This window comes from Pseudarthrobacter sp. NamE5, from assembly GCF_005796225.1.
Lineage (GTDB): Bacteria > Actinomycetota > Actinomycetes > Actinomycetales > Micrococcaceae > Arthrobacter.
This window is the reverse complement of sequence record NZ_CM016730.1, coordinates 73,753-87,749: the sequence shown is the minus strand read 5'-3', so window position 1 is coordinate 87,749 and position 13,997 is coordinate 73,753. Positions and strand designations below refer to the sequence as shown.

Annotated in this window: 17 protein-coding genes; 10 read left to right on the top strand and 7 right to left on the bottom strand. The window is 58.1% G+C overall.

The window, feature by feature from the left end:
• The first annotated feature begins 40 nt into the window (after positions 1–40).
• Complete coding sequence (locus tag FDW84_RS19125) at positions 41–202, top strand: hypothetical protein (protein ID WP_171046566.1); 162 nt, start codon at positions 41–43, stop codon at positions 200–202.
• 161 nt (positions 203–363) lie between these two features.
• Here the strand turns inward: FDW84_RS19125 and FDW84_RS00435 are convergent, their stop codons facing one another.
• Positions 364–828, bottom strand: coding sequence for a DUF6278 family protein (locus tag FDW84_RS00435; RefSeq protein WP_138605490.1), 465 nt, complete (start codon positions 826–828; stop codon positions 364–366).
• Positions 829–1,320: 492 nt separating this feature from the next.
• Here FDW84_RS00435 and FDW84_RS00425 point away from each other — a divergent pair, with 492 nt between their 5' ends.
• The gene (locus FDW84_RS00425) at positions 1,321–1,734 is read left to right on the top strand and encodes a DUF6924 domain-containing protein (RefSeq protein ID WP_138605486.1); all 414 of its coding nucleotides are present in this window, start codon (positions 1,321–1,323) and stop codon (positions 1,732–1,734) included.
• 160 nt (positions 1,735–1,894) lie between these two features.
• On the opposite strand, the gene FDW84_RS00420 is transcribed toward FDW84_RS00425, so the two are convergent.
• From FDW84_RS00420 to FDW84_RS00405, 3 genes are all read right to left on the bottom strand, one after another.
• A complete protein-coding gene (locus tag FDW84_RS00420; protein ID WP_138605484.1) occupies positions 1,895–2,254 on the bottom strand; it encodes a DUF2750 domain-containing protein in 360 nt (119 codons plus the stop codon).
• Positions 2,255–2,400: 146 nt separating this feature from the next.
• A complete protein-coding gene (locus FDW84_RS00415) occupies positions 2,401–3,015 on the bottom strand; it encodes a T6SS immunity protein Tdi1 domain-containing protein (RefSeq protein ID WP_138605482.1) in 615 nt (204 codons plus the stop codon).
• 914 nt (positions 3,016–3,929) lie between these two features.
• Positions 3,930–4,334, bottom strand: a complete 405-nt coding sequence (locus tag FDW84_RS00405) for an SHOCT domain-containing protein (RefSeq protein WP_171046581.1) — start codon at positions 4,332–4,334, stop codon at positions 3,930–3,932.
• Between the two features lie 337 nt (positions 4,335–4,671).
• Here FDW84_RS00405 and FDW84_RS00400 point away from each other — a divergent pair, with 337 nt between their 5' ends.
• Positions 4,672–5,907: a hypothetical protein gene (locus FDW84_RS00400; protein WP_138605477.1), complete on the top strand. Its 1,236-nt coding sequence runs from the start codon at positions 4,672–4,674 to the stop codon at positions 5,905–5,907.
• 329 nt (positions 5,908–6,236) lie between these two features.
• On the opposite strand, the gene FDW84_RS00395 is transcribed toward FDW84_RS00400, so the two are convergent.
• Together FDW84_RS00395 and FDW84_RS00390 are read right to left on the bottom strand one after the other, a co-directional pair.
• Positions 6,237–6,722, bottom strand: a complete 486-nt coding sequence (locus FDW84_RS00395) for a hypothetical protein (RefSeq protein ID WP_138605475.1) — start codon at positions 6,720–6,722, stop codon at positions 6,237–6,239.
• Positions 6,723–7,043: 321 nt separating this feature from the next.
• Complete coding sequence (locus tag FDW84_RS00390; protein WP_138605473.1) at positions 7,044–7,418, bottom strand: hypothetical protein; 375 nt, start codon at positions 7,416–7,418, stop codon at positions 7,044–7,046.
• Between the two features lie 900 nt (positions 7,419–8,318).
• On the opposite strand from FDW84_RS00390, the gene FDW84_RS19865 reads away from it, so the two are divergent.
• The 4 genes from FDW84_RS19865 (at position 8,319) to FDW84_RS00375 (ending at position 11,215) form a co-directional block, all read left to right on the top strand.
• A complete protein-coding gene (locus FDW84_RS19865; protein ID WP_256371710.1) occupies positions 8,319–8,450 on the top strand; it encodes a hypothetical protein in 132 nt (43 codons plus the stop codon).
• 148 nt (positions 8,451–8,598) lie between these two features.
• Positions 8,599–9,210 carry an RNA polymerase sigma factor gene (locus FDW84_RS00385; RefSeq protein WP_171046580.1) on the top strand — a complete coding sequence of 204 codons (612 nt, stop codon included), beginning with the start codon at positions 8,599–8,601 and terminating at the stop codon, positions 9,208–9,210.
• Positions 9,207–9,746, top strand: a complete 540-nt coding sequence (locus tag FDW84_RS00380) for a hypothetical protein (protein WP_138605468.1) — start codon at positions 9,207–9,209, stop codon at positions 9,744–9,746. Before FDW84_RS00385 ends, FDW84_RS00380 begins: the two co-directional genes overlap by 4 nt.
• 1,190 nt (positions 9,747–10,936) lie before the next feature.
• A complete protein-coding gene (locus FDW84_RS00375; protein WP_138605466.1) occupies positions 10,937–11,215 on the top strand; it encodes a DUF6881 domain-containing protein in 279 nt (92 codons plus the stop codon).
• A gap of 133 nt (positions 11,216–11,348) precedes the next feature.
• On the opposite strand, the gene FDW84_RS00370 is transcribed toward FDW84_RS00375, so the two are convergent.
• A complete protein-coding gene (locus tag FDW84_RS00370) occupies positions 11,349–11,816 on the bottom strand; it encodes a hypothetical protein (RefSeq protein WP_138605464.1) in 468 nt (155 codons plus the stop codon).
• A gap of 153 nt (positions 11,817–11,969) precedes the next feature.
• Between FDW84_RS00370 and FDW84_RS00365 the strand changes: the two genes are divergently transcribed.
• From FDW84_RS00365 to FDW84_RS00355, 3 genes are read left to right on the top strand one after another with little or no spacing between them, the layout of a single operon-like run.
• Entirely contained in the window at positions 11,970–12,575 is a 606-nt protein-coding gene (locus FDW84_RS00365) for an RNA polymerase sigma factor (RefSeq protein ID WP_171046579.1), read from the top strand.
• Positions 12,572–13,237 carry a hypothetical protein gene (locus FDW84_RS00360; protein WP_138605460.1) on the top strand — a complete coding sequence of 222 codons (666 nt, stop codon included), beginning with the start codon at positions 12,572–12,574 and terminating at the stop codon, positions 13,235–13,237. Before FDW84_RS00365 ends, FDW84_RS00360 begins: the two co-directional genes overlap by 4 nt.
• A 32-nt stretch (positions 13,238–13,269) precedes the next feature.
• Positions 13,270–13,884 carry a hypothetical protein gene (locus tag FDW84_RS00355; RefSeq protein ID WP_138605458.1) on the top strand — a complete coding sequence of 205 codons (615 nt, stop codon included), beginning with the start codon at positions 13,270–13,272 and terminating at the stop codon, positions 13,882–13,884.
• The last annotated feature ends 113 nt before the right edge of the window (positions 13,885–13,997 follow it).

The window sequence follows — 13,997 nt, the reverse complement described above, 5'->3', positions numbered from 1 at the left end:
GCGTGAAGTAGGCTGGCAAGGTTCTTCGTGGCAATCCATTTTGGGGGAAATCTTGGACATCGTGCTGATGGTCGTCTTCGGAGCCATCTTCTTTTACATCCTCTACGGAGTAATCCGAGCGGCCACCAGAGACGGCATCATTGCAGCCAAACAGGCCGAAAGAGATGGCGCCACCCACGCTGAATCCCCGGAACATAATTAACTTCCATGTTCGGGAGGCTCGTTAGAAATGGCCGTCCCAAGCTTGCCTCGAATCTCTAGTGTTTTGAGGCGCAGTGGTTTCGAGACACATCGCCCCCAAAAGAGAGTGCAGGCGCCCTACGGATGCGGCGCAGCCCCGTGGGGTCCTGGCTGACCTCCTTCTCAGGTGCCTTGCCCTTCTTGGTCAATGAGGTGGAGTGCGTGGTCATAGTTCATCACGAGGGTCGGCATTCCCACGTCGAGCCGTCGTTGAGCTACGTGGATGACCAGGATGCTTGTTTTACTGCTTATCTGGACCATTGGGAATTCGACGACTTCCCAATGGGCGCCTGCGATGGTGTGAGTGAGAACGTCTCCATAGAACATGCCGATGGCGGTAGTGAGGCCCTTTATGCCCCTCTTGGTTTCCGGGTTGTCAATTAAGGAGTCAATTACAGCAAGGCCCTCGCGCGACCGGGGAAGGGCCACTTGCATCTCGCGGCAGTAGTCGAGGAGCTCGTCGTAGCCCCCGACGTTGGTCACGGCAGGCGAGGGCTTGTCGGCGGCGGGCTTGTACTCTGCATATCTCCTGGCCATCCCCGGAGGCAGGGATTGAAGCGGCTCTTCGGTGTCGTCCCGTTCAGGCATGCCGTCATGCTACCCCGGCGGTCCTGGATCAGAACTGCCAGTTAAGGAGGGATCAACAGAACGTGGCCGGGGATTTTTTTGGGTGACCTTCCAAGATCCATCTGCAGGCTCGGTCCTTGAGCGGGGGAGGCAATTTCACATTACTTTCGTCCAGGACGGCCAAGCCAGAAGCGACGTGCCGGTGCAGACGGGCGGGCCGACCCCCTTACCGAAGAGTCATGCGGAACCTCAGAAAAGACGACTAAGGGACGCCGCGCTGAGGATCCTCGTACGGGCAATTGCACCTGCCGAATCCCTGTGTTTCGTCCAGACGCGATGCACACCCAGGTGCCCTGCGCCCTGCGATCTGGCATACCCGGCCGCGGCTCTGAAGCAGAGAGAGCTGAATCAGCGGCCGGAAACGGGACCGTCAAAGGGCGGCTTCGAATAGTACATCCCGCGACACAAGCCTCGATGAGAGGTGTGGAAAATGCGTCGTGGTTGGATGGCCTCATGACGGCTCTTCCTGAGACAGAAAATTCCCTCTTAGTTCGCACGACCTTCGCGGATGAGAAGGGTTGGCTTGATGCCCTCTCAGTTGTACTGACTGAAAACGATGACGGCTTTCGCGCCTATGTGGAAGTCGTAGACGACCCCGTGTGGGAAAACGCTGACTTGGAGCGGCTTCGTGAAGCTGCTCTAGCGGCCAAGAATCAGGCAGCCGTCCTTTTCGTTGTGGACCACGATGCTCTGGAACCGGACTACCCGATTCTGGTTGTGGATCTTGATGAGGTCTCTCATCAACCGTTTCGCTGTGTGGCACATGAGCTTTGGGGCATTGATAATAACCTGAATTTAGCCAATATGGACTGGGAAGACTTTGCTGGAAACGTTGGCCCCGACAGCATATTCAGGGGCTTCGCCTAAGCATTTCGAGAATCATTGTGTGGTGATCTGGCTGAAACAGTGCTCGGTTGCTGCGTCGGTGTCTTTAAATCCTCTGCGGCTCAAAAACCCTAGGGATTCGAGCTATAGGGGCTACGAGACACAGAGGTTCAGCTATTTCATGAGGACCTCCACTGAGCATCTATTCGGATGGTTGGCGAGTGGTTAAGGACGCCAGGGCCGCGCTTGGTTCTACGTCATAGCCCGTTGCCCGACTACCGGACCAGTTGAGCCCCACACGTAGCCCATCTCGTTCCAGACCGGGCAGCCACTTTGATCGCCAGTCGCTGAGAGGGATCATGACTTTTTCGAAGCCAGCATAATCCTGGACATTGGAGATGACGCGCTCCGCTCGTGAGCTCAGGGACCAGAAGGGCATGCTACGAAACCCATCGCTTCCAAGCGGTGCTGGAAAGCCGTGAACGTCCCTGATAGTCCAGACCTGCTGTTCGCGGACAACTTCCTCGAAAAATGCAGTTGCGTGCGCGCTGCTAATAGTCATTGCTGCATCGTCTCAGACTCCCCTCAGCCCATCCCCGTCGTGGCGGTCTGAGGTTACCGCGCTGGTAATCGCAATCAGAGTGTAAGGAAGCATTCGGACACGTGCCGACACGAAGGCGAGCGAGGCTGTAGGGCCAGCGACACGGCTTAGTTAGACAGTTTCAGGTGCGGAACTGGGCTGCCATCAGGGAGGTCGCGCGTAGCGATCAGGAGTTGCCCCATCCTGGACCAGTAGACGTCGAGGTCCGTCAACTCGAGGTTGGGGGTCTCGTCCTCGCCGCCCAGGAAAAGGGGCCGTTTGTATCCGACACATTCAGTGAAGGCAGGTGCAGCACCTCCGCTGGCAAGCCAGTCGGCGAACCAGTCCGGAAAGAGGCAGGAATCGCGGTAGCGAAAAAGTGCTACATCATGAAACTCGGAAAACGACACAGGCACTTCCAAGGCTTCACCGGTGCCAGGTTCCAGCAGCACTACTTCCGGGTCCTCACGTGTTCCCCGGTCCAGATCAAGCGCGAACTGACGTCCCAACCAGTCGAAGCCAAAGCACACGAGAGGCATCCGCAGTGCGGGATAAGCCTCGGCAGCGGCCTTGGAGGCTGCCTTGGAAGAGCCAGGGGTGTGGATCCGGTAAATGCCATTATTGAAGGAAGTTCCTCCATAGCTGTCGAACAGCTTGGAGAGGATAGCGGGAGACGCTGCCTCTTCGACCCTCCGGGGTTCTCGCGCCGTAGGTGTGAAATCCGCGGAAAAACGATCAAACATGGATGATTGGCCTCACTCGTCTTACTGGTCCTCGCACTCTACTGTCTAATCTTCGGGGCGGAAACGAGGAGGTGTGGGAAGCATCATTTTGAGGTTCAAGGATCCCGAAGCAATTCAAGGGGTGGTCACCCATGTGACGCGTCCGAAAAACCTTCTCGGTAAGTGCCTAGAGGGTTACGCGCCGGACCGTCTCAAAACCCTTGCGTTCCGAGGCACAACAGTTTCGAGACACCGGCCTCCCGTAGACGGAACTCTCCGGAGCAAGAGTTAGAGACGCTGGTAAGACTGAATGGAGGGCAACGATTCGGGGACAATCTGGGCGTTTCAAGCGTGAAGTGGCAGGTAGGCAAAGAATGGGTACATGAAGGTTCTGGGGAGGTTTGCGGCGCTGGTTGTTAGCGCTGTTCTGACGGTCACCGCAGGCGCTTGCTCCTCATCCCCGCGTGATGAACCAGTCGGCGGTGACCAGCCGCCTTGCTTCCCGCCTTCTTATTCGGTGAGTCCAACATCCGCCAAACCAGGAGAGATGGTGACAGTCGCTGCGCCTGCGTCCGATTGCAATCCCCGCTACGGGGTCAATGCCAGGATTCAAGTGAGTGTTACAGATAAAAGCGGCACGGAAGTTATCAGCGCTACGGCTCCAATGACTGATGCTGGCGAATTTACGTATACCTTTACTGTCCCTGCAGAAATAGCAGCTGGCGAGGCGACCGTCACGGCAATGCCGCACAATATTGACTGGTGCGACGACACCGGCAGGAACAACCGGGCAGAAGGAGCTGAGAGCTTTGAGCTCGCCTCGTGTGCGACGCCGGTGGAGGCACTGATAATCACGCGCTGGCCAAGACAAAGCTCGGCACGCGAGAGGGAACCTCTAGAGCAACTCTTCAGTCGGGAGGGGTGGCACTCCTGGGCTATCTTCCGCCGAGGATGCGGCCTTTGGCGGCGCTAAATTCCTCGTCAGAAAGCGCGCCACTTCTATGCAGTTCTGCAAGGAGGGCAAGCTCCGCCGCCAGGGACTTCTTACGCGCCATCTTGCCGAACGTCACTTCGCGCTCCCTGGTGTGTTCAGTAGGCCCCGGATTCGGCTCATGCTCGCGTGCTGAGCTATTGACGGCGTAGGCAACTAGCAGGGTGATCGCGAGGACTCCAAGGGCAATTCCCAACGGGATGCGGAACGGCTCCGTGGCATTTATCAAGACGGCAAGGATTGTCCCGGCAACGACTGCACATAGCCCAGCTATGCGAAGCGTCATTCGGCTAATGCCGAACGTAAATGTGTAGCCCTCGGCCTCTGCCGAAACCAAGTGTTCGTTCATTTGCCGAGAATAGCCTTGGGAACGCTTCTTGAACATCCTGCGGATCGTGGTCAGGGCCTGCGTGCAACTGCAAGCTCAACGGGCGGTTCTGGTCGCCGCCATTTTGCTGCGCTTGGCAGCAGTGCATTGACAGAGTCTTTTGCCTTTGGACACGGGGGATCTGGCCCGTCAATCCGATTTTCGCAGCCTCAAGCGCGATCACCCTGCCCCGGCAGCCTCAATCTCTTGGAACCTGAGACGGGCGGACCTGGCTCTGTACTTGCCGTCGTCATCATGTTCCAATGCGTGTAATCGAGGCCAAGGCCTTCCATAGCTATTGCTTGAGAGGCAGGGGCCCGTGATCGAATCGACAGCTTTTGTTATCAGGGCGTCTGGTCATGCCGTGGATTTCGTCGTGGCGCCCTTTCCTCCGGCAGACCCTGTAACTGCCCTGCAGGCGTCGATGCGCGGCGAGAGGCAGGAGACTCCGCTGAGAGTTCCGTTGGTGTCCACGGGAGTGCACTCAGGGCCCATCGACTTGACGGTGGAGGTCCTCGAGGCCAGACCGGAAACCAGTTCGCCGGACTGGGAGGACATCCACGAGGTGTCCCTGATGCTCCCCGGGGGGCGGGCCTTCTTTAGTGAGCCCACAGGCTGGGAGATAAAGGACATCGGCACCATCACGGGCAATGACAGGGGAAGCTACCGTGCCCGGCTTCACGCCACCGGCCGGGACACAGCCTTTGACCTGGTTGTGGAGTCACCCGTCGAACGGCATCTGGTCCAGTTCTGGAAGGAACCTCCTTCACCGGTGTCCGTCCTGTCCTCCAAATCAGAGCAAGGCAATAGCCTGCCGGGTTTCATCAAAATGTGGCAGGGCCAGGAGCCGCCAACCGCCACGGCGCACGCAGGACCACAACTGATAACCCAAGATTCCCCGCCCCCAGTGGTCATTATCAGCGCTGAGGCTGGTGAACGAGCCCGTCATGCCTTTAAAAGCACTGCTCTGCGATCACCTGCCAGCACAAGCCGGTCCCGGCCGGCGTCCCGCTCTTTGTCCACATCAGCTAAGGGAGGCGCGGCCCGGCTGGCCGTGACCAGAGACAGGGTAGACATCAGCTATCGCTTCTACTCCCTGGTTGATGACCACATTACTGCGATTCCCTCCCCCCAGCAGCTGAAAGACTGCAACGGTCTCGTGTGCCCCTTGGAGGCCGGGGCGGTCGTCATCACCGGCACCGATACCGGCTTCATCACCGTCGGTGTATCCTTGCTGGACTCCGAGCCAGAATTTTCCCTCGATGGCTGGGAGGAAGCCGTCGATGTCTCGATTCATTCCCCTACAGGGCAGCTGGCCGTGGGTGGGTTCAATGACACGCCATCGCTGCCGGAACTCAGTACAGCCGGACCCGGCTGGTACAGAATCCGCTGTATGGCACGCGGCCGAGTTTCCGAGTTCCAAACCATTTCCCTGGAGTCAACAGAGGAACACCTACTCTTAGTGTGGCCGGCACCACCTGCTCCTGAGAAGGTGCACCACGTAGCCTTTCGCTTTGGTGAACTCCCTACAAATCCAGGGGCGGCCGAGCACTGAATGCACCACATCAAAGGGTCTAAAAGATGTTCGGGCACAACGAAGCTCCCGTCGCACATCCTTAGCGTTTTGAGGCACACGGGATTTGAGACACATCGCCTCAGTTCGGGGCAGGGTTCACTGCCCGTCACCGGATCCTTACGGAACCACATCCGCCCATTTAGCGAGGGCTGGCCTTCATGTGCGGCAACTTCAGGTTTCTGCCGTGCCCTAGTGAACAACAGTTTCATGAGCAATGAGCCTTACGCGCCCTTTCACTGGTCGCCCGTCGGACGCTTTAGGCGCCTAGTGGGGATTTCTGGACGGACGTAGGGCGGGCTCAGGACGTGTTAGTCCAGCTCAACAATGAGTTTGCGGCCCTCGTAAAATCCCTCACCATCCGCTTGGATGATGGCTCCGTTATTGTCGATGAAGTACTCCAGGACGTGCCCCAAGGCCGCGAAGCCATCCTCGTCAATGTCGCTCGTTGGCAACTGGGCGGAAACGATGAATCGTGTGTTCTTTAGATGCTTTTCTACACGCCTTCTGTGTCTATTTCTCGGGGCATCTTCAAGGAACTCCAGGAACTCCTCTACCTCTTCGCGCATCGAAGAATCCTCTTCTTCGATATCCCGGTTTACCTCGAGAAGAATAGGCGCTTTGTTGTTCTTGTACCCGATGCCCGCCCGCGTCCAGCCAGTGTCTTCGATCGTGTGTGGACTGGTGAGTGCAGGATCGAGGGCAAGATTGCTGCCATGATCAGCAGCAGACGCCAGAACCGAACGGAGAGGCGGGAGTTCGCCCAAAGTGCAAAACGCTCGTATGAAGTAGCCCACGGGAGCACGCTACAGCGTGGTCAGCTTAAATAGCATCAGGATTCCGCTTGGAACGCCGCACTTATTCCGCGGTTCGCTCTCGATGAATTCGACGCAGGGCCGTTCCGGCCCCTGCCCGCCTTGCTGAACACAAGCGGTAAAGGATCGTCAACCGGTCGCCACACCCGCGATCCGCTGTCTTCTATGGCTAGGGATTTGAGGCACCCGGGTTACGAGACACGTTGCGACGGGCTACGCGCAGCTTCGGGTGCCCGTAAGAGGATCTCTTATGGGCAACCAAATTTGTCGCCGGGCGTCTTCGTTAGCGGGCAAGACATACGCTCAGAATTGCCACTCGATTGATGGAGGTGCCTGGGAGAGGAAGGAAATTCTTCCAAAATCTCCTATAAGGGTCCAAGCTTGGCCTTCGAACTGGGCCACGTCGAAGGATCCGTAGTCAAGCTCTCCGCTTGCATCCACTGCCGGCCTGCGGCCCTGGTCTACCCAGTGGAGCTCTACCAGCGAAGAAAAGACCAGTCTTCCTTTCTTGTAGCAATATTGTTCGCCGGGCGCCGGAGATGCATAGGCAGGGTGACTCTCCTTCAGAACGAAATCGACTAACAGTTCCAGCGTCGTCGGCATGGCGTCCACTGACAGCACCCAACTGTCTTCGAGATAAACGCTGGCCAGGCTCGCGCATTCAGAATATTGGGCCATATCTCTCTCCCATTAAAGAGACCCGCGGCTCTATACGAGACACGAATGCTCGAGTGTCCGGTAGGGGATCCTCTAGCGGGACAGGTTAATGCCGGACTCTCCCTGGTCGCTCCTCAACCAACTTCTGCTTTAGGCCCGTGGTCAAGGACGCTTTGTTCCCCGAGACTTCCGCTTTCTCCAGCCATTCTTCCCGGTATGCGTCAACCTGCGCGGCCTTTTTGTTGCCGAAGTAGGCGCCTATAAGGGGACCGAGGCCGGCACCAAGACCAATCAAGGAGTATTGCCATCCTTGGAGCAGGCCGGATTGCTACACCGACGACAATCGCAAGGGCAAGGGAGAAGATGAGGGATTTGCCGGTAACAGTCCTGTTCTTCGCCATTTTTCTATCTTGCGGGTAGGAGCATGCCGGTAACAATACTGCCCCGCTTGCCCACGTGCCTCGAAAGCTTGGCTATGCAAGATAGCCCGGCCCGGAGCGGTGGAGGATCTACCGGGCGCACGGGGTCGTAAGGTAAACCCTCTAGGCCGGTCCGGTAAGGTCGTAGGACCGAGCCTGAGGGGGGCAGAGTCTTGAATCGAATCCGTCGCGCGATTGCTGGCGGGACCATCATGAGCGCCACTCTCCTGTTGGCTGCCTGTACACCCGCGTCCCCAACAATCAGCGCTTTAGACCGTGAAGCGACAGACGCGATGTCCTCCCTGCTCGTGTTCCGGCGATGATGCGGAGCGAACACACTACCCGTCTTCTGGCCGCCAAGGACGGTATCCGCTACTTCGTCGCGCAGGCGACGAACGCTCCTTACACATGCATCACGGCGTTTCCTGATGAAAGGCCTGACTTGTGGGTGACCGGGTGCAGCGACGAGTCCAACTCAGGGAGTGAAATAGTAAGGACCGCCATGAACGGAGTGGTTTCTTTGGTCCTGGTCCCGGATAACTACGACACTTCACTACTCGAAAACGAGGGTTTCGCAGCTGTCCACGAGAACATCCTTGTCGCTGGGACCTCGGGACGAGTGCCAGGAGCCTGAGCAGCGCTAAGGCAACCACGTAGGCTGCGCACTGCACCTCTCGATGCTGGGCTGGCCTCATATCAGGAGTTCTTTTGTAGCCCGGAAAGTTTTTTTCAGCGGTCGGGACCCTTTTCGGCTTCTGCGGACACTACAAGGTATGAGGTTAATGGCGGAGAATGACGAAGACCTGTGGCGCAAGTGCGTAGCGGGTGACGCGGATGCCTTTGAGGGTCTATTCGCCAGGCACGCTGATGCCGTTTTCCGGTATTGCCTTTCCCGTTGCGGTTCCTGGCATGACGCGGAAGAGCTCGTCTCGATCACGTTTCTTGAGGCATGGCGGCAGCGCAACAGGCTAAGACCGGAGAAAGATAGTGTCCTTCCGTGGTTGCTTGGGGTAGCGACGAACACAGACCGCAACAGGGCCAGGGCTTCCCGGCGGCATGCCGACTTCCTTGCCCGGCTGCCACATTCTGATCCGCGGCACGGCGAAAATGAAGCGGACCACGCAGAAGCACTTGCTTCCAGGCTGGACGCAGAACGCTCAGTCCGCGAACTTCTGGAAACCACTGCCGGACTGAACGACGGCGAACGGGACGTCGTGATCCTCTGCCTCATGAACGGAATACCCCAGGAAGAAGCCGCCAAGACGCTCGGCATACGGGCCGGGACAGTGAAATCAAGGCTCCACCGCGCACGGACCAAGCTGGCCGCCACGAGCCGGCCCCTGAAATCCGTCGAACAAATCGACACCACAATTGCTGAAGCGAGGCTGTCATGAACCTATCTGAAGTGACCTACCCGAAAGACACGAAAAACCGCGTTCAGAACCTGCTCGGGCAAGAAGCGCGCCGCCGCCCTAAACCAGCCCGAAAATGGCTTACCCTGCCGGTCGTGATAGCCGTCGCCGGCACCGCCCTGGTTGGCACCACGGCCGCCGGCGTGTACGTCGCCTTGGCTCCGGTCGAAGACAAGCGGGACATCCGCTGCTACTTCCGCCCCGACCTCACCACCACTTACCCGGTTCCGGGTGCGCCCGGGGACAGAATGCCCCCGTACATCACCACGGGGACGTTCATCACTGGGTTAGACGACAAGAACAACCCAAACCCCGCCGATAAAAACGCCGGAATGCAACAGGTCAACGACCCCATCAACCAATGCAGCCGCGTCTGGGACCTGGGAAACATGAACCCAAACGGGATCAACGACGACATCATCCCAGAGGGCTTCGTTTCCCGCCCCCAGGTGCTCCGGGCACCGTTGAGGGAGGTAAAGACCAAAACGGCAAGCCCCTCTTCCCGGACCCCTCCCTGAAGACGTTCGGGAACTACATACCGTTCCTAACTGCCTGTGTAGTCGACGATACGGTGGCCGTTATCCCCGGCCCACCGGAAGTCTGCGCCCAGCTCGGCATCCCAGCCTTGGAGGAATAAGCAACTCAAAGTCGCCGGTAAAGGGGTCCCTCACGGGCAGCTGAACCATGCCCCAAACTGAGGCGAAGTGTCTCAAAACCCGTGTGCCTCAAAACGCTAGGGTTTTGTGATGGTTCGGCACGTAGCGTTTTAGGCACCCTTACCGGAAGGTTTTGCGAGCGTGTCATAAGGGACCCTGAGCTTCCCGCCGCGGGCAGCTTGGAGAGCGCGGGCGGAGCTTAGTTGCGGCCGGCAAAGGGACCGGCTTTCAGACGCTCGTAAAGCTTTCTTACCAACTCCGCTCAGGATGGCTAAACTCCGGGTAGTGCCCCGCCCAAGAGGAGGTCGGAACGTGAGCCTTCACCTTCTGCACGCTATGGCAATCGGTTCATGGCTTGGTGCGGTCTCCTCACGGGCGTTTGCGTTGCCCTTCCGCCTCTTTTGCGAGCCGGAGATGAGGGGTGGCCGGGGCCGAACATTTTCTTCCTATCTGCCGGCGTGATCTTGTTCGTCGTCTGGGCATTTCGGTTGGTTTTCCTGTACCGCGACAAGCAATACCGAAAGCCAATAGATGCAGATGAACGAAAGAGTCACTAACGGGGAGTTGTAGACCCTCTCCGCACTGCACTCCAAAGGGATCCGTTACTGGGGACCCTCAGCTCCATCCCTGACCCTTTTTCGAGCCTGCGCAAGCAAGGACTCGTAATTCGTCTGGAGGGGAGCAACAAGCACTGACTCAAGGCCACTTTGAATGTCCCAGAGGACGCGCTGCTCGGCGGTATCAGCAACGGCTGCAGCGCTACTGTCATTCAAGCGACATAGCCAATCGAACAGCACCAGTGCCTGGTCTTCGCTGAGCTCAATTCTGACTGACTCGGACAGATTCACGTCCACCCTTTCCCAGCAGGATCCCGGGCACTTAATCTACCGCTGCTGGCAACCTGTACTTCGAGTGAAGCATCCTGCAGGGGATCCCTGATCGGGCGGCTAGCGATCGCAAGCCAGACCTTTGGTCTAGCTAGGCTCGCCAAGTACAGAACCTTCGAAAAACGCGCTTCACGGAGAGTAAGAACAATCGGGCACACTGCTCTTATGGCAATTCAGTACTACCGGAGGCGCTGGACCGAATCCCGGGGTGATGAGTTCTCCTCTTGGGGTCCCGCCACTTACTACTTCGAAGTCGGTGACGACGGCTGGCCGACTCGCCAGATCGAGATTTATGACTCTGGCCCAACTCTTCGTTATGGCCCTGGGCACGAGGAAGATGTATTTGGTCTATCGGCCCAGGCTCGACTCGATCAGCTAGAAGACTGGCAGCCTTGGGCTATTTCCAAGGCAGAGTTCGAGCAGGCATGGCAGGACATGCACTAGTTCAGTCCGTCCCCGATCCGACTCGAGGTGTCTCGAAACCCACCCGCCTCGAAACGTTAGGGATCCGAGGCGCTGAGGTTATGAGACACGTTTGACTCGGGCTATACGCAGCGTCGGGGGATCCCCAAGCAGGTCAATCGAAGCTGTGGAGGTACCTTTCCACATCGGCCCAGATCTCAGCATCGGTCCTTAAAGGAAGGTAGTAGTTGCTGCTGAGCTCGTCCCAAAGCTGCCATAGGTCATATGCTTCGTCCGCATCCCGGTCTTCATATTCGACTTCTCGAAGGTATCTAACGGCGTCTCGGAGGACTTGCCCCTTGGTTCGCTCGCCGGCTTTCCATGTGGCTAGTTCGTATGCCCAGATCAGCGGCCATCGCTCTTCAAGTGGTATGGGCTGGAGTTCGAGATCTTTTAGGGTTGATGTCCATAAGTCGCGGATGTCGTTAGGATCCTCGTTGTCGGCGCCGGCAAGCATGCGAAGGTTCTCCGAATCCATGCCATCTGCCAGCCACTGGGCAGCAATGTCAGGAAAGGCCTCGACGTCTAACATCCCGGAGGCTAACAGGGCCATGGCCTGGGCAGGGGTCGGCTGCAGCTTCATCTGATCAGCCTTACATAGGTGCCGCACGATATGAGCACGTCACGGCCGCCCAGTAAACGATCCTTTACCGGGCGCCGCAGCGGCGAAGTCCGCCTATCTCTTGAGACGAGGAGTTTGAGGGAACTTAATTCCCGGTGCCGGACACTACTAGGTATGAACCAAATGGGGGAACAGGATGCTCAGCTGTGGGAGAGGTGCGTCAACGGGGACTCTGAAGCGCTCGGGAAACTCTTCGAAAGGCATTCGGATGCCGTGTTCCGGTACTGTCTCAGCCGCACGGGTTCCTGGTACGACGCCGAAGAACTTGTCTCTGTCACATTCCTTGAGGCATGGCGTCACCGCAAGGGCTTGACGCTGCAGCGGGAGTCTTTGCTTCCTTGGTTGCTGGGCGTAGCGACGAATGCGGCTAAAAACATGGCCCGCTCCACCCGCAGATACGAGCAGTTCCTGGGCCGACTCCCGCATTCATCTGCCGCTCCGGACCATGCAATTGCAGCCGACGAACGGATTGACGTGGAACGGCAGGTCAAGGACCTGCTGGATAGGACTGCGGGCCTTAGCCCCGGTGAACGTGATGTGCTGCTGCTGTGCGTGATGAACGGTTACAGCTACGAGGACACCGCGGCCGCCCTGGACGTCCCCATCGGGACTGTCCGTTCCCGTGTGAACCGGGCCAAGAAGAAACTCCGTTCGGCCGCCCCTCAACTCGTGGGCCGGAATGATGAGTCCCAGACAATTTTGGAATCGAGGCTGTCATGAACCTTTCAGACGTCCGCTATCCAGCCGACACCAAGCAAACTGTCCGTAACCTGCTCGTTCAGGAAGCCCACCGTCGACCTAAGACAGTGCCGTGGTGGCGCAAACCGGCAGCTCTGACCTTTGCCGGGCTGGCCCTTGCCGGCTCCACTGCGGCCGGCGTTTACGTCGCCTTGGCGCCCGTGGATGACAAGAGGGATATCCGCTGCTACTACCGAGCCGACCTCACCACCGCTTACCCGATTCCCGGCGCTCCAAATGAAACAAGGCCACCGTATATCACCACAGGAGTCTTCATCACAGGATTCGACGCGAAGAACAACCCCAACCCGGACGACCTAAACGCGGGCATGCAACAGGTCGCTGACCCCATTAATCTATGCAGCCGGGCTTGGGATATGGGGAGCATGAATCTGGAAGGGTTTGACGATGACCTCATCCCTGATGATTTCGTTTCACCTCCTCCGGGCCTTCCGGCCGAGCGAACCTTGACGGAGACAATGCGAGACCAAAACGGCAACCCTCTTTATCCGGATCCAGCGATACGAACATTCGGCAACTACATTCCATTCCTTACCGAGTGCGTCGTTGACAACACCGTTGCAGTGATCCCGGGCCCCGCTGAAGTATGCGCCCAGCTCGGCATTCCCGCCCTCGAAAAGTAGACACAAGGCCTCGTGAGAAGAGACAACGTGCAATGACCTTGGATGAAACGGCCCTTTCGAAACCTCTTCGGATGAGCCGGCGCCGCTTCGGCTGGGGCGTCACGGCTGTCATTGTTTCCGGGCTTCTGGGAGTTGCCGTTCACGTCTGTGCCACCTGGGCGCCTGAAGTGGGTCCGAACTGGTTGGTGCTCTTCGTGCTGCCGGGTTGGACGTTGTTCTTCGGTGCGCACCTCATCAGCGGCGCGGCGGCGGTCACTGGGCTGGCCCTGTTGCTACCTCCGCTCCTGCGGCGAATACGCCGGACCTGGCTTCGGCGGTTAGTTGCTGTACTGGTGGTGATGGCCGCGATTGCAGGATCTTTGCCGTGGCTCGTTTCTTTTGTGGGCCTTGGACTGAACATGATTCAAGGTACCTATAGCAAAGTGTCGGCGGAAGGCGGTGAAAGCGTCATTATCGAGCACTCAGGCTTCGACCGCCGCGCATACAGCGTGTTCCGCCAGAAATCATCCTTCTTATGGGAGAAAAGTGTTGGTTGGCAGACCGCACCGGACGTCTTCGACGCGGATAATTGCACTCTTGCGGCCCGAGAGGCGGATCTTTTGCTGACCTGTGGCACCGACCGTGTTCCGGTTCCGTCTCTCAACTAATCGCTTCGGCACTAATCCGTCCATGCCCGTAAGCCGGTGGCTCAGGGGACGTCTCAAGCGTCCGGGGAGGATCCTTCACCGGACGTCATTTCCGAATGACCGATAAGGGATCC

Coding starts and splice junctions, on each gene's coding strand:
- FDW84_RS00380 (WP_138605468.1), top strand. CDS start 9,207: ATGAACCTATCTGAAGTGACCTACCCGAAAGACACGAAAAACCGCGTT.
- FDW84_RS00355 (WP_138605458.1), top strand. CDS start 13,270: ATGACCTTGGATGAAACGGCCCTTTCGAAACCTCTTCGGATGAGCCGG.
- FDW84_RS00370 (WP_138605464.1), bottom strand. CDS start 11,816: ATGAAGCTGCAGCCGACCCCTGCCCAGGCCATGGCCCTGTTAGCCTCC.
- FDW84_RS19865 (WP_256371710.1), top strand. CDS start 8,319: ATGAACGGAGTGGTTTCTTTGGTCCTGGTCCCGGATAACTACGACACT.
- FDW84_RS00365 (WP_171046579.1), top strand. CDS start 11,970: ATGAACCAAATGGGGGAACAGGATGCTCAGCTGTGGGAGAGGTGCGTC.
- FDW84_RS00435 (WP_138605490.1), bottom strand. CDS start 828: ATGCCTGAACGGGACGACACCGAAGAGCCGCTTCAATCCCTGCCTCCG.
- FDW84_RS00390 (WP_138605473.1), bottom strand. CDS start 7,418: ATGGCCCAATATTCTGAATGCGCGAGCCTGGCCAGCGTTTATCTCGAA.
- FDW84_RS00415 (WP_138605482.1), bottom strand. CDS start 3,015: ATGTTTGATCGTTTTTCCGCGGATTTCACACCTACGGCGCGAGAACCC.
- FDW84_RS00420 (WP_138605484.1), bottom strand. CDS start 2,254: ATGACTATTAGCAGCGCGCACGCAACTGCATTTTTCGAGGAAGTTGTC.
- FDW84_RS00385 (WP_171046580.1), top strand. CDS start 8,599: ATGGCGGAGAATGACGAAGACCTGTGGCGCAAGTGCGTAGCGGGTGAC.
- FDW84_RS00425 (WP_138605486.1), top strand. CDS start 1,321: ATGACGGCTCTTCCTGAGACAGAAAATTCCCTCTTAGTTCGCACGACC.
- FDW84_RS00375 (WP_138605466.1), top strand. CDS start 10,937: ATGGCAATTCAGTACTACCGGAGGCGCTGGACCGAATCCCGGGGTGAT.
- FDW84_RS00360 (WP_138605460.1), top strand. CDS start 12,572: ATGAACCTTTCAGACGTCCGCTATCCAGCCGACACCAAGCAAACTGTC.
- FDW84_RS00405 (WP_171046581.1), bottom strand. CDS start 4,334: ATGAACGAACACTTGGTTTCGGCAGAGGCCGAGGGCTACACATTTACG.